This window comes from Streptomyces sp. NBC_01077, from assembly GCF_045162855.1.
GTDB lineage: Bacteria > Actinomycetota > Actinomycetes > Streptomycetales > Streptomycetaceae > Streptomyces.
The window spans coordinates 7210336-7235199 of record NZ_CP108669.1; the positions used below are offsets into that span (position 1 = coordinate 7210336).

14 protein-coding genes are annotated in these 24864 nt (G+C 69.8%); 8 read left to right on the forward strand and 6 right to left on the reverse strand.

Annotated elements, in window-relative coordinates; all coding sequences use genetic code 11:
* Window positions 1-40 precede the first annotated feature (40 nt).
* Window positions 41-529 (forward strand): DUF1772 domain-containing protein, encoded by a 489-nt coding sequence (locus OG462_RS32645; protein ID WP_406063162.1) that lies wholly within the window; start codon window positions 41-43, stop codon window positions 527-529.
* A 44-nt stretch (window positions 530-573) separates the two neighbouring features.
* Here the strand turns inward: OG462_RS32645 and OG462_RS32650 are convergent, their stop codons facing one another.
* Together OG462_RS32650 and OG462_RS32655 are read right to left on the reverse strand one after the other, a co-directional pair.
* On the reverse strand, window positions 574-1401 hold the full coding sequence (locus OG462_RS32650) for a PaaX family transcriptional regulator C-terminal domain-containing protein (RefSeq protein ID WP_406063164.1): 828 nt from the start codon (window positions 1399-1401) through the stop codon (window positions 574-576).
* A 59-nt stretch (window positions 1402-1460) separates the two neighbouring features.
* Window positions 1461-3083, reverse strand: coding sequence for an AMP-binding protein (locus OG462_RS32655; RefSeq protein WP_406063166.1), 1623 nt, complete (start codon window positions 3081-3083; stop codon window positions 1461-1463).
* 252 nt (window positions 3084-3335) lie between these two features.
* Here OG462_RS32655 and OG462_RS32660 point away from each other — a divergent pair, with 252 nt between their 5' ends.
* The 3 genes from OG462_RS32660 to OG462_RS32670 all read left to right on the forward strand — a co-directional run bounded on the left by OG462_RS32660 (window position 3336) and on the right by OG462_RS32670 (window position 6546).
* A complete protein-coding gene (locus OG462_RS32660; RefSeq protein WP_406063168.1) occupies window positions 3336-4493 on the forward strand; it encodes an acyl-CoA dehydrogenase family protein in 1158 nt (385 codons plus the stop codon).
* Window positions 4490-4903 (forward strand): RidA family protein, encoded by a 414-nt coding sequence (locus OG462_RS32665; RefSeq protein ID WP_406063170.1) that lies wholly within the window; start codon window positions 4490-4492, stop codon window positions 4901-4903. Before OG462_RS32660 ends, OG462_RS32665 begins: the two co-directional genes overlap by 4 nt.
* A gap of 92 nt (window positions 4904-4995) precedes the next feature.
* The gene (locus tag OG462_RS32670; protein ID WP_406063172.1) at window positions 4996-6546 is read left to right on the forward strand and encodes an MFS transporter; all 1551 of its coding nucleotides are present in this window, start codon (window positions 4996-4998) and stop codon (window positions 6544-6546) included.
* Between the two features lie 91 nt (window positions 6547-6637).
* Here the strand turns inward: OG462_RS32670 and OG462_RS32675 are convergent, their stop codons facing one another.
* A complete protein-coding gene (locus OG462_RS32675; protein ID WP_406063174.1) occupies window positions 6638-9727 on the reverse strand; it encodes an FG-GAP repeat domain-containing protein in 3090 nt (1029 codons plus the stop codon).
* A gap of 687 nt (window positions 9728-10414) precedes the next feature.
* Between OG462_RS32675 and OG462_RS32680 the strand changes: the two genes are divergently transcribed.
* Window positions 10415-16204, forward strand: coding sequence for an RHS repeat domain-containing protein (locus OG462_RS32680; protein ID WP_406066814.1), 5790 nt, complete (start codon window positions 10415-10417; stop codon window positions 16202-16204).
* Window positions 16205-16260: 56 nt separating this feature from the next.
* Window positions 16261-16428 (forward strand): hypothetical protein, encoded by a 168-nt coding sequence (locus OG462_RS32685; protein ID WP_406063176.1) that lies wholly within the window; start codon window positions 16261-16263, stop codon window positions 16426-16428.
* Window positions 16429-16881: 453 nt separating this feature from the next.
* On the opposite strand, the gene OG462_RS32690 is transcribed toward OG462_RS32685, so the two are convergent.
* The 3 genes from OG462_RS32690 to OG462_RS32700 form a co-directional block, all read right to left on the reverse strand.
* Window positions 16882-18411, reverse strand: a complete 1530-nt coding sequence (locus OG462_RS32690) for a helix-turn-helix domain-containing protein (protein ID WP_406063178.1) — start codon at window positions 18409-18411, stop codon at window positions 16882-16884.
* A 51-nt stretch (window positions 18412-18462) separates the two neighbouring features.
* Window positions 18463-18819 carry a VOC family protein gene (locus OG462_RS32695; protein WP_406063179.1) on the reverse strand — a complete coding sequence of 119 codons (357 nt, stop codon included), beginning with the start codon at window positions 18817-18819 and terminating at the stop codon, window positions 18463-18465.
* A 103-nt stretch (window positions 18820-18922) separates the two neighbouring features.
* Window positions 18923-20800, reverse strand: coding sequence for an amidohydrolase (locus OG462_RS32700; protein WP_406063181.1), 1878 nt, complete (start codon window positions 20798-20800; stop codon window positions 18923-18925).
* Window positions 20801-20893: 93 nt separating this feature from the next.
* Between OG462_RS32700 and OG462_RS32705 the strand changes: the two genes are divergently transcribed.
* Together OG462_RS32705 and acnA are read left to right on the forward strand one after the other, a co-directional pair.
* A complete protein-coding gene (locus OG462_RS32705; protein ID WP_406063183.1) occupies window positions 20894-21895 on the forward strand; it encodes a LacI family DNA-binding transcriptional regulator in 1002 nt (333 codons plus the stop codon).
* A gap of 233 nt (window positions 21896-22128) precedes the next feature.
* Window positions 22129-24846: an aconitate hydratase AcnA gene (gene acnA / locus OG462_RS32710; protein WP_406063185.1), complete on the forward strand. Its 2718-nt coding sequence runs from the start codon at window positions 22129-22131 to the stop codon at window positions 24844-24846.
* Window positions 24847-24864: the final 18 nt, after the last annotated feature.

Here is a 24864-nt window from a genome sequence, read left to right on the forward strand (position 1 = left end):
GCCATGGTCCGCGCACCGCCTCCTGCCCTTGAATGGGGACATGACACAGCAGCGGGGTGGGAAGGGTGCCGGGGCGGTCCTCGGCACGGCGACGGTGGCGACCGGACTGGTCGCGGGGGTGTGGTTCGCTTACGTCTGCTCGGTGATGCCGGCACTGGCACGCAGCGACGACCGGGTCTACGTCGAAGTGATGCGGAACATCAACGACGTGATCCAGAACCCGGTCTTCTTCACCCCGTTCTTCGGGGCGACGATCCTCGCGGCGGTGGCCGCCTGGCAGCACCGCGCCACCCGGGCGCGGGCCTGGACGCTCGCCGCGTCGGTCCTCTCCGTGGCGGTCTTCCTGGTCACCTCGGCGGCGAACGTGCCGCTCAACGACGCCCTCGCCGCGGCCCAGGACCCGACCGCCGCGCGGGCGGCCTTCGAGGGGCCCTGGGTGGCGTGGAACCTGGTCCGGGCGATCCTGACCACGGCGGGCTTCGCCTGCCTGCTCCGGGCCCTGGCGGTGCGGCCCCGGGCCCGGGACTAGGGGGGCTTGCCGATCAGGCCGGGGCCGATCCTGCTCCACAGGCCCTAGTCCGCGGCTGCGGACACGTACGGGCGGACGAACTCCGCGCCCCGGTTCCGCAGCAGCTCGTGCAGGGCCGCGAAGACCTCTGCCGAGCGCCTGCCCGGCCAGTCGTCGGGCAGGAGCTCCGCCGGGAGCACCGGGTCCGCGTACGGCAGCCGCCGCCAGGAGTCCAGGGCGAGCAGATAGTCCCGGTAGGCGGCCTCGGCGTCCGCCGGGGCCGTCCGCCAGGCCCGCAGCACCGGTTCGTGGGCCGCGAGGAACTCCTCGTGGAGCCCGGCGATCGCCGGCAGGTCCCACCAGCGGGCCACCGCCCCGGCCGTCGCCGCGTACCCCAGGTGGTCGCCCCGGAAGAGGTCCACGTACGGGGAGAGCTCCAGGCGCTCCAGGGCGTTCCGGGTCTCGTCGTACAGCCGCGCGGGTGCGATCCAGACGCCCGGCGCCGCCGTGCCGAAGCCGAGGCGGGCGAGCCGGGAGCGCAGCAGGTGCCGCTTGTGCCGCTCGGCCTCGGGCACCGAGAACACGGCGAGGACCCAGCCCTCGGAGAGCTTGGGCTCGGTACGGGCGTAGATCCGGCGGTCGCCGTCGTCCAGGAGCCGGCGGGCGTCGTCCGAGAGGGCGTATCCGGCGGCCCCGTCGGCCGTCCTGCCGGGCAGGAGCAGCCCGCGCCGCTTCAGCCGCGACACCGAGGAGCGCACCGAGGGCGCGTCCACCCCGAGGACCGCGAGCAGCCGGATGAGCGCGGCCACCGGCAGGGGCGCCCCGTCGGGCGCACGGCCGTACGCGCCGTAGAGGGAGACGATCAGGGATCGGGGAGTGTGCTGCTCGGCCACGTGATCACTTTAGAGGGTGGTTCCCGGAGGTGGGATCTCCGTCACGCCGGGTCTCGCAGTCACGCCGGGTCCCGCAGCCGGAAGCGCTGGAGCTTTCCCGTGGGCGTGCGCGGCAGCGCGTCCAGGAAGACGATCTCGCGGGGCGACTTGAACGGGGCGAGGCGTGCGCGGACGAAGGCCCGCAGTGCGGCGGCCGTGCTCGCGTCGCGCGGCACCCCGTCCCGTACCACCGTGTAGGCGACGACGACCTGCCCGCGCAGCTCGTCGGGGCGGCCCACCACCGCCGTCTCCACCACGTCGGGATGGTCGAGGAGGACCTCCTCGACCTGCGGTCCCGCGATGTTGTACCCGGCCGAGATGATCATGTCGTCGGCGCGTGAGACATAGCGGAAGTAGCCGTCGGGCTCGCGGACGTACGTGTCGCCCGTGACGTTCCAGCCCTCCCGTACGTACTCCGTCTGGCGGGGATCGGCCAGGTAGCGGCAGCCGACCGGTCCGCGCACCGCGAGCAGCCCCTCCTCGCCGTCCGGGACGTCCTTGCCGTCGCGGTCGACGATCCTGGCCTGCCAGCCGGGCACCGGGCGGCCGGTGGTGCCCGGGCGGATGTCGCCGTCGGCGGCTGAGATGAAGATGTGCAGGAGTTCGGTCGCGCCGATGCCGTTGATCAGGCGCAGTCCGGTGCGTGCGTACCAGGCCTTCCAGGTGGCCTCCGGCAGGTTCTCGCCGGCCGAGACGCAGCGGCGGAGCGAGCCGAGATCCGGGGCGGTGCCCTGCTTCAGTTCGTCGAGCATGACCCGGTAGGCCGTCGGGGCGGTGAAGAGCACCGAGACCCGGTGCTGCTCGATCGCGGCGAGCAGCTGCTTGGGTCCGGCCTGTTCCAGGAGGACCGCGCTCGCCCCGGCCCGCAGGGGGAAGACGACGAGCCCGCCGAGGCCGAACGTGAAGGCGATCGGCGGCGAACCGGCGAAGACGTCGTCGGGCAACGGGCGCAGGACGTGCGCGGAGAAGGTGTCGGCGACGGCCAGGACGTCCCGGTGGAAGTGGACGCAGCCCTTCGGCTGCCCGGTCGTGCCGGAGGTGAAGGCGATGAGGGCCACGTCGTCGGCGGCCGTCTCCACCGCGGTGTACGGGCCGGGGTGGCGGGCGGCGAGGGCGAGCAGGTCGTCCGGGCCGTCCCCGCCGAAGGGGGTGATACGGAGCCCAGGGATCCGGGCCCCGAGGAGTTCGTCGACGGTGTGGACGTCGCAGAGGGCGTGGGAGCAGCTGGCCGCGTCGGCCATCGCGGCCAGCTCGGGGGCGCGCTGCTGGGCCAGGACGGTGACGGCGACCGCGCCGGCCTTCATCACGGCGAGCCAGCAGGCGGCGAGCCAGGGGGTGGTGGGGCCGCGCAGGAGGACCCGGTTGCCCGGCAGGACGTGCAGGTCGGAGGTGAGGACATGGGCGATGCGGTCGACCCGGTCCTGGAGCTGCCCGTAGGTCCAGACGCCGCCCTCGCCGTCGTGGAAGGCGGGCCGGTCGGCGCCGAATCGTTCCGCCGTACGGTCGAGGAGTTCCGCGCCGCAGTTGAGCCGGTCGGGGTACGCCAGTTCCGGGAGGTCGAAGAGGAGACGCGGCCACCGGTCCGGCGGCGGCAGCCGGTCGCGGGCGAACGTGTCGAGGTGGGCCGAGGGTGTCAGCTCCATGAGTCCGTCCCCCTGTCGTGGTGGGGTCGACCTGCGCTCCACGAGCGTATCGTGTTGGTGACGGCAGTCAACAGTTCGCGACAAGGGTGCTCGGTGGCGCTGGAACCCAGACGCCCGGGGGCGCGGGGACCAGGGCGTTCGGTGACCCTGGAACCCGGGCGCCCGCGAGCGCCCGGACGAAGGCACCGGACGGCGCACGGACGTCGCACGGCGCAGGGACGAAGACGCCCGAGGGCGTCAGAGAGGGCCCACATGCCCGCATTCTCGCTCGATCCGGAACAGACCACCTGGTGTGCGGAGCTCCGCACCCTCGCCGCCGAACGCCTGAAGCCCCTCGCCGACAAGGGCGAACCCGGCAGGGTCAACCGCCCCCTCGTGGCCGCCCTCGGCGAGCTCGGCCTCCTCGCCCGGCTCTTCGACGCGGGCGCCCTCGAACTCTGCCTCCTGCGCGAATCCCTCGCCCGGACCTGTACCGAGGCCGAGACCGCCCTCGCCCTCCAGGGCCTCGGCACCCACCCCGTCGCCGCCTTCGGCACCCCCGCGCAGCGCGCCCGCTGGCTCCCCGAGGCCACCGCGGGACGCGCCGTCGCCGCCTTCGCGCTCTCCGAGCCGGGCGCCGGCTCCGACGCCGCCGCGCTGGCCCTGGAGGCCCGTCCCGACGGCGCCGGCGGCTGGCGCCTGTACGGCGAGAAGCGATGGATCTCCAACGCCCCCGAAGCCGACTTCGCCACCGTCTTCGCCCGCACCACCCCGGACGCCGGAGCCCGCGGGGTCACCGCCTTCCTCGTCCCCGCCGACCGGCCGGGACTCGGCGGCGAGGCCCTCGACATGCTCGCCCCGCACGCCCTCGGCACCCTGACCTTCGACGGCGTCCCCGTCGGCCCCGACGACCTGCTCGGCGAACCCGACCGGGGCTTCCGGGTCGCCATGAACACCCTCAACCTCTTCCGGCCCAGCGTCGGCGCCTTCGCCGTCGGCATGGCCCAGGCCGCCCTGGACGCCGCCCTCGCCCACACCGCCGCCCGCCCCGCCTTCGGCGGACACCTCGCCGACCTCCAGTCCGTCGGGCACCGGATCGCCGAGATGGCCACCCGAACCGAGGCCGCCCGCCTCCTCGTGTACGCGGCGGCCACCGCGTACGACGACGGCGACCCGGACGTACCCCGGCGCTCCGCCATGGCGAAGCTCCTCGCCACCGAGACCGCCCAGTACGTCGTCGACTCCGCCGTCCAACTCCACGGCGCCCGCGCCCTGCAGCGCGGCCACCTCCTCGAACACCTCTACCGCGAGGTCCGCGCACCCCGGATCTACGAGGGGGCCACCGAGGTCCAGCGCACGATCATCGCCAAGGAGCTGTACGCGTCCCACCGCCGCGCCCTCGACACGAGCCAGGAGGAGCCGACCCCATGAGCCTGCACCGGCACAACCCCGCCGAACTCGCCCCGCCCACCGGCTTCTCCCACGCCGTCACCGCCACCGGCACCCGGCTGGTCTTCCTCGCCGGGCAGACCGCCCTCGACAGCGACGGCGCCGTCGTGGGGGACACCCTCGCCGAGCAGTTCACCACCGCGCTCGGCAACCTGCTCACCGCCCTGCGGCACGCCGGCGGCACTCCGGCCGACCTCGCCCGCGTCACCGTCTACACCACCGACGTCGCCGAGTACCGTGCCCACGCCCCCGAACTCGGCCGTATCTGGCGGCGGTTGGCGGGCCGCGACTACCCGGCGATGGCCGTGATCGGAGTCGTACGGCTCTGGGACGAGCAGGCACGGGTGGAGCTGGACGGCTTCGCGGTCCTGGACGAACCCGCGCACGCTTGATCAATTGGTCACCCACGCGGGCCGGGCTTAATGTCGAAAGGTGGACTGACCGGCCCACGGCTCACTCACCAGGCGAGGCCCCGAGGCGCCCAATGAGTACACCCAAGCCGACGACACCGGCACAGACCGCCACCCCGAAGAAGGGCAGTGACGGCAAGGGCATCGCCCTGTTCGTGATCGCGTCCTGCCAGCTGATGGTGGTCCTCGACATCACGATCGTGAACATCGCGCTCCCACACATCCAGACCGCGCTGGACTTCTCCACGACCAGCCTGTCCTGGGTCGTCAACGCCTACACCCTCACCTTCGGCGGTCTGCTCCTCCTCGGCGGGCGCGCAGGCGACATCCTGGGCCGGCGCCGCGTGTTCATCTTCGGCGTGCTGCTCTTCGGACTCGCCTCGCTCCTCTGCGGACTCGCGCAGAGCGAGTGGCAACTCCTCGCCGCCCGGGCCCTCCAGGGCGTCGGCGGCGCGATAGCCTCGCCGACCTCGCTCGCCCTCATCAGCACGACGTTCGACGAAGGCCCGGAACGCAACCGGGCCTTCGGCGTCTTCGCGGGCGTATCGGCCGGCGGCGGCGCGATCGGCCTGGTCGCGGGCGGCATGCTCGTCCAATGGCTCGACTGGCGCTGGATCTTCTTCGTCAACGTCCCCATCGCGCTGCTGATCGCCTTCCTCACCCCCCGCCACGTCAAGGAGTCGGAGCGGCACCCCGGTCACTTCGACATCGTCGGCGCGCTCACCTCCACCCTCGGCATGGTGGCGCTGGTGTACGGGTTCATCCGGGCCGCGCAGGAGGGCTGGCGCGACCCGTACACGATCGCCTCGTTCTGCGCCGCGGTCGTCCTCCTGGCCGCGTTCATCCTGATCGAGCGGCGCTCCCAGCAACCCATCACACCGCTGCACATGTTCGCCGACCGCAACCGCTCGGGCACCTACGTGATCATGCTCTGCCTGGCGGCGGCCATCTTCGGGATGTTCTTCTTCCTCACCCTGTTCGTGCAGCAGGTGCTGAGCTTCAGCCCCCTGATGACAGGCCTCGCGTTCCTGCCGATCAGCGCGATCATCGGGGTCGGCGCCGGGCTCACGTCCAACCTGCTGCCCAGATACGGCCCGAAACCCTTCATGGTGACGGGCTCGATACTCGCCGCCGGGGGACTGTCCTGGCTGACGCGGACCGATGTGAACTCCACCTATCTGGGCAGCATCCTCGGGCCGATCCTCGTCTTCGGCCTCGGCATGGGCCTGATGTTCGTCTCGCTGACCATCATGGCGCTGTCGAACGTCGAGCCGAAGGAGTCGGGCGCCGCCTCCGGCCTGCTCAACGCGACCCAGCAGGTGGGCGGTTCGCTCGGCCTGTCGATCCTGGTGACGGTCTTCGGCACGGCCAGCCGCAACGAGGCGGAGACACAGGTACCCGCGTTCCTGTCCCAGGCGGGCCCCCTGGAGAAGGCCCAGTTCGCCAGAACCGGACAACTGCCGCCCCCCTGGGCCGACCAGGTACTGACCTCCGGCGTCTCCGCCGGCTTCGTCACGGCAGCGATCTTCGCCGTGGTCGGCGCACTGGTAGCCGTCTTCGTGATCCAGGTCCGCCCCTCGGACATCGAACGCCTCAAGGGCGGGGTCCCGATCCCGGGCGGCTGACCGCACGAGGCCCCCAGTGGCGGTGGTGGAACGGAGTGCGGCCCCCGGCGAGGATTGGATCTCGCCGGGGGCCGCACCGGGGCTGTTGGGGTCAGCTCAGGTCCTGGAATGGGCTCCAGCCGCCGGATCCGACGACCGTGCCCGATCCCGTGGCGTTCGGGTAGAAGTACAGCGTGCCCTCGCCGCTGGTGGACCAGATGTCCGAGGTCCCGTCACCGTTGGCGTCGGGGACGGCGGTGAGCAGGGGACGGTTGGTCGTGGTCCAGCCCGTGCCGATGACCGTGGACGTGGTTCCGTTCCCGAGGCCGCTTCCGTCCTTGGTGCCGGGGTAGAAGCGGAGTTCGCCGTTGGTGCTGTTCCGGGCGATGAGGTCGACGTCGCCGTCCTTGTCGCGGTCACCCGGGGCGGCGATATCGAAGCTGCTCCAGCCGCCGGTACCGACGAGCACCGGCTCCTTGCCGCTGTCGAGGCGATGGTCGGCCGACCCGAAGAAGAGCCAGAGCCGACCCGCCTCCTTGACCAGGAGGTCGGGGTGACCGGGAACGTCGATGACGCCGTCGGCATTCGTGTCCAGCGGTCCGTCCACGTCACCGACGGCGAGGATCTGGGAGGCGTTGTCCCAGTGGTTGTTGGCGGGGTCGAACACGGAGAGCCGGATTTCGTCGTACAGGCAGGCCTTCGACACGCCGTCGGCCTGCTCGTTGCGCGCGGAGCACGCGTAGCCGAATCCGTTGTTGGGGTGGACCGTCAGTGTCTTCCCGTCGGTTCCGGCGTTGAGAGCGACGAGGTCCTCGTATCCGTCCTGCGTCCAGTCGCCGCGGCGGGTGACGTCGGCGCCGGTGAAGTCCTGGTTCGAGGCCACGGTGTACGGCGCAAGGGTGCCGGTGCCGCTACCGCTGTAGAACCACAGATCACCGTCGGTCCGCACGCCGTAGAAGTCGGCGATCCCGTCTCCGTTGAGGTCGCCGGGCTTGTCCGGTGTCCCCGGTCCGTTGGCATAGAACCAGTAGCGGGTGGTGTCGGAGATGTTGCCGCCCTTGTCGACGGTTCGGACGCTAAGGGAGTGCCTGCCCACGCTGGGGGGAGTGAGATCGATATCGGCCATGTTGCCCATGAAGCCCAGGTTCTTCTTGAGGACGGTCGGGTCCCAGTCGGTCCAGTACTCGAAGGCGGCGGCGGGCTCGGTGTCCTTGTTCTGCAACCGGAACGTTCCCTCGCTGCGGGCCAAGCCGGTGGTCTCGGGCCAGCCTTCGGTTCCGTCGGGGAACTGCGTGGAGGTGACGCTTGGCGGGAAGCTCGGCCTGGTGGCGTCGAAGAAGAAGTTGCACACACGGCTCCAAGCACCGACGAGTTCACCGTCCTCTGCGCGTGCATGCCAGGAGAAGTTACCGGTTCCGGTGATTCCCACATCTACCAGCAGGTCCTTGAGCTTCGCCTTGAGAATGGGGAGCTTCGCACCCCTTGCAGAGGGGATCTCGACGACCTGGTTGACCTCGTTGGTGGGACCGCCGTGGCCGGCGGGCCATAGGGCGAAGCGTGCCTTGACCGTGCCGCCGTCGGGGTCGGAGAACGTTCCCGAGAGCGAGATGTCGGTGTTGCCGATCGTCGGGGTGAGCATGGCGCCGCCCGACTGGCAGGTATCAGTGTATGTGTCTGGAGTGGTGTCGAGGTTGGAGGGCGGCTTGGGGTAGGTGTTGTAGTCGGTGGACAGCGTCGCCGTTGCCGCGTCGAACTTCTTCCACGAGTAGACGTCGTTCTCGGCCGTGGCGCGGAGACCGAGCGTGATGTTGTTCCACTTCTTCGTCGCCGCCTCGGTGGCCGCGGACGTGGCGTCGAAGGCGAGGTTGCCGGCCGGCGGGCAGCTGCCGCCGACGTAGCCGAGAGAGGTGTCGGAGTGACTCAGCTTCCGCGCCCACATGGTGGAGTTGTCCTGGCCGGCCCAGGTCGTGGACGTCGAGATGCCACCCGTGAGCCAGAGCTCGGTCCTTCGGTCTTCGCAGGACCAGGACCAGGTGTTCTTGATCCGGAAGGTCGACTTCTTGATGTTCTTCTTAGTGTTCCAGAGGTTGTTGGAATCCATTCGGAAAAACGAGCGGGCGAGTCCGTCGGTGATGTTCTCGTAGCCCACGCGCGCTTCGTTGGTCCCGACGCTACCGTCTGCGTTGTGCCAGCCGGCCCCGTTGAAGTAGGCGGTGTAGGGAGTGCGCTTGTAGGCGAGGGCCCAGGCCTCGCGAGTTCCGGGGACGGCGTAGGTGGGGTCGATGTACACCGGGTACGTGGTGTCGCCGCCGGTGAGCAGCGGCTGGTCCGGCGTCAGCGTCATGGAGCCCTTGCTGATGGAAAGGCCCAGGTCGGCTTGCTTGGCGCCGTGTCCGGGCTCGAACCTGTCGGTGGGCGGTGCCGGTGCGGCGGCGGCGCGTGCCTTTCCGAGGCCGTTCGAGCTGGAGCTGTCCCACATGCGGGGTGTCGGCGCGGTGAAGACCTGGTGGCCGACGGCATCGACTGCGGTCAGGTTGCCGTAGGAGTCGGCCGAGACGTTCACGTCCTCCGTGGCCATGGAGAACCGGATGGACTTGAGGGCCGGGTTCGCGGCGGCCTCGGGCGTCTTGACGACGAGGAGCTGGCCGAATCCGGCGTTGCCCGCGCGCAGCGTCAGGTCGACTCCGGGAAGCACCTCGGCGTAGGTCGCTGTGTCGCCATGGGTCGTGGGCTTCGGCAGCGGGGTCGGCCAGCTGAGCGAAAGTTTCCGGCCGTTGTGGACGATGCTGACGGCAGGGCCCGAACCGCCGCCGGAGAACGAGAGGCCGGCCATCGTGGCCTTCGGGCTCACCCGTCCGTCCTTCGTCGGCGCGAGGACGGTGTCGATGGGGACGAGCTGGTTGTTCTCCCTCGTCCACCGGGGCAGAGCGTACTGCTCCTGGGTGAATCCGCCCGACGGATTGGCGAACAGCTGGGACGTCTCGGTGCGGCGGGCCAGTACCTCGACGCGCTTGCCGGTCTCCTTGGCCTGCCTGCCGGCGGTGTCCTCCGGTGCCGCCGGCGGCGAGGTGGTCAGCGTGGAAGCCGTCGCGGCGTCGGCCGACGGCTGGGGTACGAGCGCGGCGCCGAGGACCGCTGCCGCAGTGGCGGCGACGACGGCGACGGGTCTTCTCGGTCTTCTTCTGGTGGTCCGATTCCTCATGATCTCCCCTCCCAGGATTCGGTCGTCCCGCAGGGTAGATCGTTTCTCACCCGAGAGGTGGAGCCGCGTTTCATCTATGTCAGTTGGCTCGTTCTTGTGTACCAGAATTGGTGACTTGAGAGGAATTCCCCTTCCGTGCCCGCTATTGCTTCGCTACTTGACTGACTGAGTACTCATTTCCTTCCACTCTGGCCGGTAGCGGGAGATCCGCTGTTACTTTCCGTCGGTTAGTGATGCGTCTGTGTGATGCATGCGTCCATAGGGGTGGGAGAAGCGCACGTGAGTGGGCTCGAGAAGAGCAGAACTCTCCTGGGGAGAAGACGGATTCGGACAGTCGCGGCCTTGACCGCGGGGTTCCTTTCCGCGGGTCTGCTGGGGGGGCCGGTGGCGGCAGCCGTCACCGAATGGCGACCGGACAAGCCCCGGGAGATTGATCCCGTACAAGTGGCGCCAGTAGCGCCGCATCAGCAGACCGCCCGCCAGAAGGAAGCGGCTGCGACGGCCTGGCGGACGCCGCAAGTGGCCTGGCCGTCGGAGGCATCGGCGGACGTCGGCCTCGGCCGGGCGTCGATCGCGGTCTCGTCCGCGAGAGCGGGCGCCCAGGAGTCTCCGCTCGTCGACCCGACGGTCTCGGGCGTCCGCGTGTGGAAGCAGGACGCGAGAGCGGCCGAGCGGGCGCGCGTGAGCGTGCTCGGCAGGGACGCGGCTCGACGGCTCGGTGTCGAGGGGGTCGCGCTCTCCGTGCAGCCCCTGCAGAAGGGGACGGGCGAGGTGCGCGTCGAGCTGGACTACGACGCGTTCCGCGGCGCCTACGGCGGCGACTGGGCCTCCCGGCTCCGCTTGCGGGAGCTTCCCTCCTGTGCGCTGACCACGCCCAAGGCCAAGGGCTGTGCCGTTGGCTCTGAGCTGCCGACGGTCAACGACGTCCAGGCGGGAACCCTGTCCGCGCCGGTGGCGCTGTCCGCGGCCGCGGGAGAGACCACCGTCCTGGTGGCCACCGCGTCGGCATCCGGCTCGTCCGGCGACTTCAAGGCGACGTCGCTCGCCCCTTCCGCGTCCTGGTCGGCCGGCGGTTCCGGCGGCGGTTTCTCCTGGAACTACGACATCGATGTCCCCGAGGTTCCGGGCGATGTCAGCCCGCAGCTCAAGCTCGGGTACGGCTCGCAGTCGGTCGACGGCCGGACGGCCGCCACCAACAATCAGCCGGGCGGCATCGGTGACGGCTGGTCCATGGAGCCCGGCTACATCGAGCGCCAGTACGTGTCCTGCACGGACGACAAGGCGAACAGCAACAACACCACCGCCAAGGTCGGCGACCTGTGCTGGAAGAAGGACAACGCGGTCCTCAACCTCGGCGGCAAGACCAACCAACTGATCTGGGACACCGCCACGAAGACGTGGCACCTGGAGGCCGACGACGGCACTGAGATCGTCAAACTCATCAGCACGGCCACCGACAACTACGGTGACAACAATGGTGATGACAACGGTGAGTACTGGAAGGTGACGACACCGGACGGTACCGAGTACTTCTTCGGAGCCAACCGGATGGAGGGCTGGGGCGCCGGAAAGGCCGAGACCCGCTCCACCTGGACGGTGCCCGTCTTCGGCAACCACGAGGGCGAGCCCTGCTACAACGCAGCGTTCAAGGACGCCTGGTGCCAGCAGGCGTGGCGCTGGAACCTCGACGCTGTCGTCGACCCGCACGACGACGCCATGACGTACTACTGGGGCGAAGAGCCCAACTCCTACGGCCGGAACGTCGATCCCAACACCGGTGCCTCCACCGCGACGGCGTACGACCGCAGCGGATACCTGAAGCGCATCGAGTACGGCTTGCGTTCCACCGGCCTCTACGGTCAGCCGTCCGCCAAGGTCGATTTCACCAACACCGAGCGGTGCCTGTCCGGTTGCACGGTCTTCGACAAGACCAATGCGAAGAACTGGCCGGACGTGCCCTTCGACCAGTACTGCGCACCCGCGACCGAGTGCAAGGACCGCTACTCGCCGTCCTTCTGGACCCGGATGAAGCTGTCCGCCATGGCCACGCACGTCTGGAACGCCGGTGCGTGGAAGCCGGTCGACAGCTGGGCCCTGGACCACGACTTCCCGCCGACGGGGGACACAACCGGCTCCGCACCGCTCTGGCTCAAGTCGATCACCCGCAGCGGCCACACCGGTACCGGCACCGTCAAGCTGTCCCCGGTCACCTTCAACAGCGTGGCCATGCCCAACCGCGTCGAGGGCGCGACCACGGGCGGTGCCCCGGACCCGGTCCCGGCCATGTGGCGCCTGCGGGTCTCCGCCATCAACAGCGAGTCGGGCGGCACCATCGGCGTCGGCTACACACCCCAGGACTGCTCGGCCACGAGCGTCCCGTCACCGACCTCGAACACCAGGCGCTGCTACCCGGTCAAGTGGTCGCCGCCGGACGCCCCGGCCGCGAACTACGAGCCCTACCTCGACTGGTTCCACGCCTACGCCGTCAACCTGATCACCGAGAACGACAACACCGGCGGGGCTCCCGAGAAGCGGACCGAGTACACGTACCTCGACGGCATGGCCTGGACGAAGGCCAAGGACGACGAGTTCACCAACGGCAAGCACCTCACGTACGGCGACCGCAAGGGCTTCGGACGGGTCCAGGTCCGCACCGGCGCCTACCCTTTCCAGCGCACGCTCAAGGAGTACCGCTACTTCCGCGGCATCCCCGGGGCCTCGGTCAAGGACAGCGAGCAGATCGCCGTCACCGACCACGAGGCCTTCGCCGGCATGACCCGTGAGGAAGCCACGTACAACGGTGAGAACGGCAAGCTTGAGTCGGCTGCGAGCTTCACGCCATGGGTCTCCGCCGCGACCGCGACGGAGACCCGAGAGGAGGGGCTCCCCGCCCGCCGCGCCTACATCACCGGAGGCGCGGAGGAGCGGTCCCGCACCGCCGTCGGCCAGAACTGGCGCACCACCGAGACGCACCGCACGTTTGACGCGAACGGTCACGTCCTCACCGAGTCCCGTCTCGGCGACACGGCGAAGTCGGGCGACGAGGAGTGCACCACGACGACGTACGTCTCCGGCGCCCTCCTCGGGCTGCCCTCCGAGGTCAGGACCGTGGCCAAGCCCTGCGGCATCACGCCCAGCCTGCCCGCCGACCTGATCTCCGTGGAGCGCCGCTACTACGACGGAGCCACTGCCCTCACCACCGCGCCGGTGAAGGGTGACGTCACCCGCATCGACGAGCAGGATGCGGCGGGCACCGGCTACCTCACGACGGCGAAGCACACCTACGACCAGTACGGGCGCGAGCTCACCGACACCGACGCGCTCGGGCAGATCACCACCACCGGGTACACCCCGACCACGGGCATTCCCACGTCGATGACGGAGACCAACGCCCTCGGCCACGCCACCATCACGACCTACGACCCGGTGCGAGGCGTGGTCGTCGCGGCCGCCGACGCCAACGGCAAGCGCACGGACGCGGTCCACGACGGACTCGGCCGCGTGCTCAAGGTGTGGCAGCCCGGTTGGACGAAGGCCGACCACGCCACGCAGCCGTCCGCGGAGTACAGCTACAAGATCTCCACGACCCAGGCCAACGCGGTCACCACGAAGACCCTCAAGCAGGACGGTACCTACCGCACCACGTACGCCCTGTATGACGGTCTGCTGCGCGAGCGCCAGTCCCAGGCCGCGGCCGTCGGCACACAGCACTCGCTCATGACGGAGACCCGCTACGACTCGCGGGGCTGGGTCTGGAAGAGCTTCGCCCCGTTCTACGCCGACGTCGCCCCGTCCGCGACGCTCTACACGGCGAAGGACGCCCACGAGATCGACAACGTCACGGAGAACGTCTACGACGGCATGGGCCGGGTCACAGACGCCCTGTCGCTCTTCCGCGGCGACGAGAAGTGGCGGACGACCACGGACTACGGCGGAGACCGGGTCACCGTGACCCCGCCGAAGGGCGGCACCGCCAGCACCACCGTCACCGACGTCCAGGGGCGCACCACCGAACTCATTCAGTACGCGGGTTCCGGGCTGACCCAGCCCCAGTCGACGACGTACACCTACGGGAAGTACGACGAGCCCACGGCGGTCACCGACCCGGCGGACAACACCTGGTCGTACACCTACGACAACCGCGGTCAGAAGACCCGGGTGGACGACCCCGACAAGGGTACGACCGTCCTCACCTACGATGCCAACGGACAGGTCGTCACTGGCAAGGACGCCGGGAACACCACCCTGACGACCGTCTACGACAAGCTTGGCCGCAAGACCGAGGTCAAGAACGGCGCCACGACGCTCTCCAAGTGGACCTACGACACCCTCGCCAAGGGACAGCTCACCAGCAGCAGCCGTTTCGTCGGCGGGGTCGAGTACAAGACGGCGATCGGCGCGCTCGACGACCGCTATCAGCCGACGTCGAGCACCCTGACCGTCCCGACGGCGGCGGGGGGCGTCGCCGGCACGTACTCCTGGACCTACGGGTACAGCGCAGAGACCGGCGCACTGCAGTGGACGAACAACCCGGCGATCGGAGACGTCCCCTCAGAGCGGGTCGTCACCGAGTTCAACAGCGATGACCAGCCGTTCCGCACCACGCGTGCGGGAGTCGTGCTCGTCGCCAACGTCCAATACGACGTCTACGGCCGCCCCGTCGGCACCGAGTTCGGCCACGACCTTGACAAGAAGGTCCTCCGGACCCAGGCGTACGACGAGCACACGGGTCGGCTCCTTGAGCGGACCACCGACCGGTTCCTCGCCCCGAGGCGGGTCGACCGCCACCTGTACGACTACGACCAAGCGGGCAATGTCACCGGCATCACCAGCACCACCGGCCAAGACGCCACCGCGTCCACCGACCGGCAGTGCTTCACCAACGACGCCCTCGGCCGGCTGACGGAGGCGTGGACGGCGACCGCCGACTGCGCCACGGCACCCTCCGCGACCAGCGTCGGTGGCCCGGACGCCTACTGGCTGACCTACGGCTACGACAAGCTGGGCAACCGGACCGAGCAGAGCGACAGGCTCGGCGGGGCCACTACCGCGTACACGCACCCGGCGGCGCGGGCCGACCGTCCGCACGCCGTCCAGCAGGCCACCGTCACCGGCGGTCCGGACAACGGCCGGGTCAGTACCTTCCAGTACGACGCCACCGGCAACACCACCAACCGCACCATCGGCACCAAGGTGCAGGACCTGAAGTGGGACGCCGAGGGGCACCTCGCCACCCTCACCGAGGCGGGCAAGACCAGCAGTTACGTGTACGACGCCGACGGCGGCAGGCTCATCGCGAAGAACGCGGACGGCAGCAGTGTCCTCACGCTGTCCAACGGTGACGAGCTGAAGGTCACGGCGACCGGCACCAAGACCGCCACCCGCTACTACACCCACGGCGGGGAGACCGTCGCGGTCCGTACGGGCGCGACCATCTCCTACCTGGTCGGCGACCACCAGGGCACGGCCATGACGGCCATCGACGCCGCCACGCTGGGCGTCACCCATCGCAAGCAGCTCCCCTTCGGAGAACTGCGCACGGCCCAGTCGGGCGTCTTCGGCACCCGCGGTTTCGTCGGCGGCACCAACGACCCGACGGGCCTCACGCACCTCGGAGCCCGCGAGTACGACCAGACCACGGGCCGCTTCCTCTCGGTCGACCCGGTCATCGACTTCGGCGACCCGGCCCAGATGAACGCGTACGCCTACGGCCACAACAACCCGCTGACGAAGGCGGACCCGACGGGCCTCCGCCCGGACGGCCCGGCCGGCGGAGCCTCGTACAACGACACCCGCTGGGGCAACGACCGCGGCATGTCGGTGGGCTACACGTACAAGGGCGGCAACTGGATCTGGCACCAGAGCCCGCGCAAGGACAACGAATCCCGGAAGCGCTACAGGTCGTACCGGGCGAATCCGTCGCACTACAAGGTCTTCCACTACAACGCGAAGGCGGCAGCCTCGGCGAAGAAGGCGGCGGACAAGCGGAAAGCCGACCGAGACGCGCAGGCGGCCGCCGAACGCAGGCAGATGTCTCTCTCGCTTGATATCAGTAAAGGTCTAAGCTGGCTCGGGGACATCGGTAAGAATGCGGTAGATTCCACGAAAAAGTGGGTCAAGGATCACGAAACGTTTCTTGTCGGCGTGGCTGCTGGCGTGGGTTGTGCGATCGCAATTGCGAGTGTTGTCGCAGCGGCTGGCTGTGCCGTGATTGCAGGTGCGGCCGTGGGGGTTGGAGCGTGGCAGTACAAGAACCCAGGTTCCACCGACACTGACGAAGGGCTCTCATATATAGGGCAGGGAGTTGGAGGTGCCGCCACGGGGTTGGCCCAAGGAACCACGGCCATGATTGGGGTGAGGGGTTACTTGACCAGGCGGGCTGAGCGAGGGGCGGCCAGAATCGCGGAGCAGGAAGCCGCGAAGGCGGAGCAGGAAGCTGTGAAGCGCGAAGATGAATTCTATCGACACTACATGTGACGGTGGAGGGCGTATTCTGAATTATGCAGACGGATATCACGGAGAGGAGGAGGGAGGTGGCTCGTGCTGTCGATTTCTCCTTCGGAATTTTGGTCGGGGTTATCTGTGCCGCGATCATCGTTGAGATGCGTGAGCGAAAAAGCGCATCCAGTCTCAACTCGCTCAGAATTGCAATGTTCGCCAGTAGTCTGATGTTCCTCGTGCTCTACATCGCGGGTTCATAGGGGCGACGCGTCGGCTGCTGTAGCTCCGGCTGTGCGGCCAGGGTGCCCCTTCACGGGATGTCCTGGCCGCACTTCTGTTTCTCGGGAGTGCGGGTCGACGGCGTTCCAGGGCTACGCATAGCGTCGCCGAGTTGGGGGAGCGGGCGCCTATGGAGTGGCGGGGCGAGCCGCTCACGACTGACGGGGCGTCATCCCGAGTGGAAGGTTGCCTGCCAGGCAAGACCCGCATCCTCCGGCGGGGCAGTCTTCGCCGAGGTGGAACGCGCTGGACAACTGCTGTATGGACAGGGCGAGAACCGGCCTCGTGGGCCACGTGCTCGGAGCTTCGCTGCTGGAAGTGAGGAGCCCCCGCCGGAACACGGCGGGGGCTCTTGATCGGTTCTCTAGATGTCCCGGAAAAGACCAGCCGGGTCCGTGACCTGTTGTGTGCGGCGGCTGCTTCTCGGCGTGATGTCAGATGTCCCGGAAGATCTCGATCTGCGCGCCGATCGAGTTCAGTCGCTCCGCGAGGTCCTCGTAGCCGCGGTTGATGACGTACACGTTCCGCAGGACCGACGTGCCCTCGGCGGCCATCATCGCCAGGAGGACGACCACCGCGGGGCGCAGGGCCGGCGGGCACATCATCTCGGCGGCGCGCCAGCGGGTGGGGCCCTCCACCAGGACCCGGTGGGGGTCGAGGAGCTGGAGGCGGCCGCCGAGGCGGTTGAGGTCCGTGAGGTAGATGGCCCGGTTGTCGTAGACCCAGTCGTGGATGAGGGTCTTGCCTTGGGCGGTGGCCGCGATCGCCGCGAAGAACGGCACGTTGTCGATGTTCAGGCCGGGGAACGGCATCGGGTGGATCTTGTCGATCGGCGCCTCCAGCTTGGAGGGGCGGACCGTCAGGTCGACCAGACGCGTCCGGCCGTTGTCCGCCGGGTACTCGGCCGAGCGGTCGTGGTCGAGGCCCATCTCCTCCAGGACCGCGAGCTCGATCTCCATGAACTCGATCGGGACCCGGCGGATCGTCAGCTCCGACTCGGTGACCACCGCGGCAGCGAGCAGGCTCATGGCCTCGACCGGGTCCTCGGAGGGGGAGTAGTCGACGTCCACGTCGATCTGCGGCACACCGTGCACGGTGAGGGTGGTGGTGCCGATGCCGTCCACCCGTACGCCGAGGGCCTCCAGGAAGAAGCACAGGTCCTGGACCATGTAGTTGGAGGAGGCGTTGCGGATGACGGTCACGCCGTCGTGGCGGGCGGCCGCCAGGAGGGCGTTCTCGGTCACGGTGTCGCCGCGCTCGGTCAGCACGATCGGGCGGTCGGGGGAGACCGAGCGCTCGACCTGGGCGTGGTAGATGCCCTCGGTGGCGGTGACGTCGAGGCCGAAGCGGCGCAGCGCGATCATGTGCGGCTCGATCGTGCGCGTACCGAGGTCGCAGCCCCCGGCGTACGGCAGCTTGAAGCGGTCCATGCGGTGCAGCAGCGGGCCGAGGAACATGATGATGGAGCGGGTGCGGATCGCGGCCTCGGCGTCGATCGAGTCCATGTCCAGGTCGGCCGGCGGCACGATCTCCAGGTCGACGCCGTCGTTCACCCAGCGGGTGCGCACCCCGATGGAGTTGAGCACCTCCAGGAGTCGGAAGACCTCCTCGATGCGGGCGACCCGGCGCAGGACCGTACGGCCCTTGTTGAGGAGGGAGGCGCAGAGCAGCGCGACACAGGCGTTCTTGCTCGTCTTGACGTCGATGGCGCCCGAGAGCCGGCGGCGGCCGACGACCCTGAGGTGCATCGGTCCCGCGTAACCCAGCGACACGATCTCGCTGTCGAGGGCTTCGCCGATCCGGGCGATCATCTCAAGGCTGATGTTCTGGTTGCCGCGCTCGATCCGGTTGACGGCGCTCTGGCTCGTGGCCAGTGCTTCGGCGAGCTGCGTCTGTGTCCAGCCGCGGTGCTGCCGGGCGTCACGGATGAGCTTGCCGATGCGTACGAGGTAGTCGTCTGCCATGGCGTCACGTTATCTCAGATATGAGATGACGATCACCGTTGGGGTAGGCCGTCAGAGTGGCAGGCTGTGCGCGGTCGGGTGACGCGGCTCGTACAGGGGGAGTTCGGTTCCGCTCGGCAGCCGTACCGCGGCGAGCAGGCCCCAGCCCTGGTCGGTGATGGCACGTGAGATCTCGGCGCCCCGGTCCTCCAGGTCCGTCAGGGTCGCGGTGAGGTCGTCGCACATGAGGTAGACCTCGTGCTTCGGCTCGTCCGTCGTCGGGTGCACGGCGACCTCGGCGGGCGGCAGCTTGAAGATGAGCCAGCCACCCCCGGCGTCCACGTGCGGGAAGCCGACGACGTCCTTGAGGAAGGCCCGGTCGGCCTCCGCGTCCCGCGTGTAGAGAATCACGTGCGCGCCACTGAACATGTCCCGATCGTCGGCCGCTCGTACGGCCGCGGCAATTCGTCCGCGGCCGTACGAGCGGAGGCCCACGAGCGGATACCTGCGGGCAGAGGCCTGCGCGGGATGCTCAGTGCTTGGCGCAGCCGCACGCACGGTGCCGGCCGCCGTGCACCGCCGCGTACGCCGAAGGTCGTGGCGCGGACACCGCGCGGGCCAGACCCGCGGAGGCCGTACGGCCCGAGGCCGACTCCGCGTCGTGGACCACGCGGCCCCCGACCAGCGTGAGCCGCACCGTGGTGTCACTGATGTCGGCGACCGGACATTCCCTTACATCTCGGTCGAGCAGCAGCAGATCGGCGGCCCGCCCCTCCCGTACCGTCCCGGTCAGCCCCTCCATGCGCAGCTGCCGGGCCGTGCCGTACGTGTGCATCCGCAGCGCCGAGGTGCGGCTCAGGCCCTCCAGCTCCCGGTACAGCGGGCCCTCGCCGTACGCCCCCTGGCGGTCGATCGCGGTCCTGATCTGGTTCCACACCTGGAGCGCGTCCACCGGCCAGTCCGAGCCGGCCGAGAGCGGGGCGCCGTGCCGCTCCAGCGAGCGCGCGGGATACATCCACCGGTGCCGCTCGGGCCCGATGTACGGCAGGAGCGCCTCCATCGTCCAGGTGTCGCGGGCCGCCCACTGGAGCTGCATGCAGGCCGTCACGCCCAGTTCGGCGAAGCGCCGCAGATCGGCCGGGTCCACCAGCTGGAGGTGGGCGACGGCGTTGCGCGCGTCCCGCAGTCCGGTTGCGCGGCGGGCATACGCGTACCCGTCGAGCGCCGCCCGTACGGCCCGGTCGCCCAGGCCGTGGGCGTGCATCTGCCAGCCTGCCCGGTTGAAGGTGGCCGTCAGCCGCCCGTAGTCCCGTCCGGAAACATACAGTTCACCCCGATTGGTCGTCGGTCGTCCCTCGCCGTCCAGATACGGTTCGAGGAGCGCCGCCGTCTGCGCCGGGTACTCGATCACCCCGTCGAGGAACACCTTGATCATCCCGAAGCGCAGCCCCCGCACGTCGTCGAACTCCCGGCGCAGCCCCCGGGCGTACGCGAGCGCCGCCGCCGGGTCCTTCGCCAGGTCCGACTCGATCCGGATCGCCGGGACGATCCGCTGCGGCAGCTTCCCGGCCGCCGACAGGGCCCGGTACGTGTCCAGCTCACCGCGTCCGACCAGGGCGTCCATCATCGTGGTGACCCCCGAGGCCGCCGCCTGGCCGAGTACCCGCGCGCACGCCGCGACGAGCTCGGCCTCGCTCGGCTCCGGGATGTGCCGGGTCACCAGCGGCTGGGCGTCGTCCTTGAGCACGCCGGTCGGCCTGCCGTCCGCCCCCTTCACGATCTTCCCGCCCACCGGGTCGGGGGTGGCGGCCGTGATGCGGGCGATCTCCAGGGCGCGGGCGTTGACCCAGATGTTGTGGCCGTCGCCGCCGACGAGGGCGACCGGGCGGCGGGTGGGCAGGGCGTCGAGCAGGGAGTGGTGGGGGAGGGTGCCCCGCGGCAGCAGACCGACGGGGTTCCAGTCCTCCGCCACCAGCCAGCCGTCCGGCTCCTGCCCCGGGCTGTCCTTCAGGAAGCCGGTCAGGATCGCGAGGAGCTCCTCCTTCGTCGTCTCCGCGCCTTCGAGGGAGGGCCGCAGCGAGCGGCTGCCCGCGCCCAGCGGGTGGACGTGACCGTCGTGGATCCCGCTCATCACGGTCGCCCCGCGCGCGTCGACGACCTCGGTGTCCCGGCCGACGAGGCGGCGCAGCTCGTTGCCCCGCCCGGTCGCCAGGATCCGGCCGTCGCGCCCGACGGCCACCGCCTCGACGGGCCGGGCGCCGGACAGGCCGGTGAACACCCGCGCGTTGTGCACGACCAGGGCGGCCGACCGGGGGCGCGAGCCCGCCGCCGCGGGGCCTCCGGCGACCCCGACGAGACCCGCCGCGCCGGCGGCGGCGAGGACGGTGCGCCGGCTCAGGGAAGAAGTCATGACCACTCCAAACATTGGCTGTGGCCGGACGTTCGCTGATTAACGTCGTAACCAGTACCCTCCCCGGACCGCGAAATCCGTACGATGGCGCGCATGTCAGGGCCCACCCTCACCGACATCGCCCGCGCAGCGGAGGTGTCCACCGCCACGGTGTCCCACGCCCTCAACGGGACGGGCCGGCTCGGTGAGTCCACGCGGCGCCGGGTCCGCGAGGTGGCGGCGGCCCTCGGCTACGGCTCGCGCCGGACGCCCCTCACCCGGACCGGGACGCTCGGCCTTGCCGTCACCACCTACGCGGGCGCGCCCTGGAACTACCTCGAAGTCCCCTACTTCTCGCGTCTGCTGACCGCCGCCGCAGCCACCGCGCACGCCCACGGCTACGCGCTCACGGTCCTGCCCGCGGCCCGCGGCGGCGAGCCCCTCTGGCACACCCTGACCGTCGACGGCATGCTCCTGCTCGACAGCCCCGAGGACGACCGGGTCCTGCGCGCCCTGCGGGCCCGAGGCATCCCCGTGGTCTTCGACGGCCGCCCCACCGACCCGCACCCCGACGACATCTGGGTGGACAACGACCACGCCACGACCACCCGCGAGGTCCTCGACCACCTGGCGGCCGCCGGTGCGCGCCGGATCGCCCTGCACGCCGGATTCGGCCGCGAGCACTACACCGGCGCCGTGACCCGTGCCTACGAACAGTGGTGCCGGGAGCGCGACCACGCCCCGCTGGTGATCGCCTTCGACCCGCATGACGAGCCGGGCCACGCCTTCGACCGGGCCTTCGCCGACCGGGACTGCGACGCCGTGCACTCCGTCTACGACCCCGGTGGCCGGCAGGTCGGGGCGGCCGCGGCCCGGCACGGCCTGCGGATTCCTGAAGACCTGCTCGTCGTCTGCGCCAGCGAGGACCCGGCCTACGCCCAGACCGACCCGCCCGTGACCACGGTGACGCTACGGCCCGAAACGATCGCGGAGACGGCCGTCACGACCCTCGTCGCCCGGCTCGACCCCGCACGGCCCGGCCCGGCGCCGGGTGGCCTGACGGTTCCGGCCCGACTCCACCCGCGCGCCTCGACCCGCCGCGGGGGCGGGCCGTGACGGGCGGCCCGACCGGACGGTCATCAGGATGACGGCCGTCACAGGCATGCCGGGCATGACCGAGCAGCGGGGATGCACTAGAGTTATCTCGACATCGAGATAACTGCTTACGGCGCACCGCAGCCGCCCCACCCGGTAAGGGTTACCTAACTAAGCCTTACCTTAGCGGATCGGCGAGGGAGTCGTGGCGGCAGCATGGCGGTAATACGCGCACTTTGATGAAGGAGACTGTCGTGTCGGCGAACAGCTTCGACGCCCGCAGCACGCTGCGCGTGGGCGACGAGTCGTACGAGATCTTCAAGCTGGACAAGGTCGAGGGCTCCGCGCGCCTCCCTTACAGCCTGAAGGTCCTCCTGGAGAACCTCCTCCGCACCGAGGACGGCGCGAACATCACCGCCGACCACATCCGGGCCCTCGGTGGCTGGGACTCGCAGGCCCAGCCGAGCCAGGAGATCCAGTTCACGCCGGCCCGCGTGATCATGCAGGACTTCACCGGCGTTCCCTGTGTCGTCGACCTCGCCACCATGCGCGAGGCTGTCAAGGAGCTCGGCGGCGACCCTGCGAAGGTCAACCCGCTCTCCCCGGCCGAGCTGGTCATCGACCACTCGGTCATCGCCGACAAGTTCGGCACCGCGGACGCCTTCGGCCAGAACGTCGAGCTGGAGTACGGCCGCAACAAGGAGCGCTACCAGTTCCTGCGCTGGGGCCAGACCGCCTTCGACGACTTCAAGGTCGTCCCCCCGGGCACCGGCATCGTCCACCAGGTGAACATCGAGCACCTGGCCCGTACGGTCATGGTCCGCAACGGCCAGGCGTACCCCGACACCCTCGTCGGCACCGACTCGCACACCACCATGGTCAACGGCCTCGGTGTGCTCGGCTGGGGCGTCGGCGGCATCGAGGCCGAGGCCGCGATGCTCGGCCAGCCGGTCTCCATGCTCATCCCGCGCGTCGTCGGCTTCAAGCTGACCGGTGAGCTCCCGGCCGGCACCACCGCCACCGACCTGGTCCTCACGATCACCGAGATGCTGCGCAAGCACGGCGTCGTCGGCAAGTTCGTCGAGTTCTACGGTGAGGGCGTCGCCGCGACCTCCCTCGCCAACCGCGCCACCATCGGCAACATGTCGCCGGAGTTCGGCTCCACCGCCGCGATCTTCCCGATCGACGACGAGACCCTGAAGTACCTGCGCCTGACCGGCCGCGACGCCCAGCAGGTCGCGCTCGTCGAGGCGTACGCCAAGGAGCAGGGCCTCTGGCTCGACCCGGCCGCCGAGCCCGACTTCTCCGAGAAGCTGGAGCTCGACCTCTCCACGGTCGTCCCCTCCATCGCCGGCCCGAAGCGCCCGCAGGACCGCATCGTCCTCGCGAACGCCGCCGTGCAGTTCGCCCAGGACGTCCGCAACTACGTCGACGAGGTCGACGAGGCGGGCAAGGAGTCCTTCCCGGCCTCCGACGCCCCGGCGAACCACCCCAACGGCGCCCCGTCGAAGCCGGTCCAGGTGACCGCCCCCGACGGCTCGACCTACGAGATCGACCACGGCGCCGTCACCGTCGCCGCGATCACCTCCTGCACCAACACGTCGAACCCGTACGTCATGGTCGCCGCCGCGCTCGTCGCGAAGAAGGCCGTGGAGAAGGGCCTGACCCGCAAGCCGTGGGTCAAGACCACCCTCGCCCCGGGCTCGAAGGTCGTCACCGACTACTTCGACAAGGCGGGTCTCACCCCGTACCTCGACAAGGTCGGCTTCAACCTCGTCGGCTACGGCTGCACCACCTGCATCGGCAACTCCGGCCCGCTGCCGGAGGAGGTCTCCAAGGCCGTCAACGAGCACGACCTGGCCGTGACCTCGGTGCTCTCGGGCAACCGTAACTTCGAGGGTCGCATCAACCCCGACGTCAAGATGAACTACCTGGCCTCCCCGCCGCTGGTCGTCGCGTACGCCCTCGCGGGTTCCATGAAGGTGGACATCACCAAGGACGCCCTCGGTGTCGACCAGGACGGCAAGCCCGTCTACCTGGCCGACATCTGGCCGACCGAGGCCGAGGTCAACGACGTCGTCGCCAACGCCATCGGCGAGGACATGTTCAACAAGTCCTACCAGGACGTCTTCGCGGGCGACGCCCAGTGGCAGGCGCTGCCGATCCCGACCGGCAACACCTTCGAGTGGGACACCGAGTCCACCTACGTCCGGAAGCCCCCGTACTTCGAGGGCATGACGATGGAGACCACCCCGGTCACCGACATCGTCGGCGCCCGCGTCCTGGCCAAGCTGGGCGACTCGGTCACCACCGACCACATCTCCCCGGCCGGCGCCATCAAGGCCGACACCCCGGCCGGCAAGTACCTCACCGAGCACGGTGTGGAGCGTCGTGACTTCAACTCCTACGGCTCGCGCCGTGGCAACCACGAGGTCATGATCCGCGGCACGTTCGCCAACATCCGCCTGCGCAACCAGATCGCGCCGGGCACCGAGGGCGGCTTCACCCGCGACTTCACCCAGGCCGACGCTCCGGTGGCGTTCATCTACGACGCCTCCCGCAACTACATCGAGCAGGGCACCCCGCTCGCGATCCTGGCGGGCAAGGAGTACGGCTCCGGCTCGTCCCGCGACTGGGCCGCCAAGGGCACCGCGCTGCTCGGCGTCAAGGCCGTCATCGCCGAGTCGTACGAGCGCATCCACCGCTCGAACCTCATCGGCATGGGCGTCCTGCCGCTCCAGTTCCCGGAGGGCCAGACGGCCGAGACCCTGGGCCTGACCGGCGAGGAGACCTTCTCCTTCACCGGCGTCGAGGAGCTCAACAACGGCACGACCCCGCGTACGGTCAAGGTCACCACCGACACCGGTGTCGAGTTCGACGCGGTCGTCCGCATCGACACCCCCGGCGAGGCGGACTACTACCGCAACGGCGGCATCATGCAGTACGTGCTCCGCAACCTCATCCGCGGCTGACACCAGCGCCGGATCCGG

Coding starts and splice junctions, on each gene's coding strand:
- OG462_RS32675 (WP_406063174.1), bottom strand. CDS start 9,727: ATGAGGAATCGGACCACCAGAAGAAGACCGAGAAGACCCGTCGCCGTC.
- OG462_RS32700 (WP_406063181.1), bottom strand. CDS start 20,800: ATGACTTCTTCCCTGAGCCGGCGCACCGTCCTCGCCGCCGCCGGCGCG.
- OG462_RS32645 (WP_406063162.1), top strand. CDS start 41: ATGACACAGCAGCGGGGTGGGAAGGGTGCCGGGGCGGTCCTCGGCACG.
- OG462_RS32655 (WP_406063166.1), bottom strand. CDS start 3,083: ATGGAGCTGACACCCTCGGCCCACCTCGACACGTTCGCCCGCGACCGG.
- OG462_RS32660 (WP_406063168.1), top strand. CDS start 3,336: ATGCCCGCATTCTCGCTCGATCCGGAACAGACCACCTGGTGTGCGGAG.
- OG462_RS32705 (WP_406063183.1), top strand. CDS start 20,894: ATGTCAGGGCCCACCCTCACCGACATCGCCCGCGCAGCGGAGGTGTCC.
- OG462_RS32670 (WP_406063172.1), top strand. CDS start 4,996: ATGAGTACACCCAAGCCGACGACACCGGCACAGACCGCCACCCCGAAG.
- OG462_RS32690 (WP_406063178.1), bottom strand. CDS start 18,411: ATGGCAGACGACTACCTCGTACGCATCGGCAAGCTCATCCGTGACGCC.
- OG462_RS32665 (WP_406063170.1), top strand. CDS start 4,490: ATGAGCCTGCACCGGCACAACCCCGCCGAACTCGCCCCGCCCACCGGC.
- OG462_RS32695 (WP_406063179.1), bottom strand. CDS start 18,819: ATGTTCAGTGGCGCGCACGTGATTCTCTACACGCGGGACGCGGAGGCC.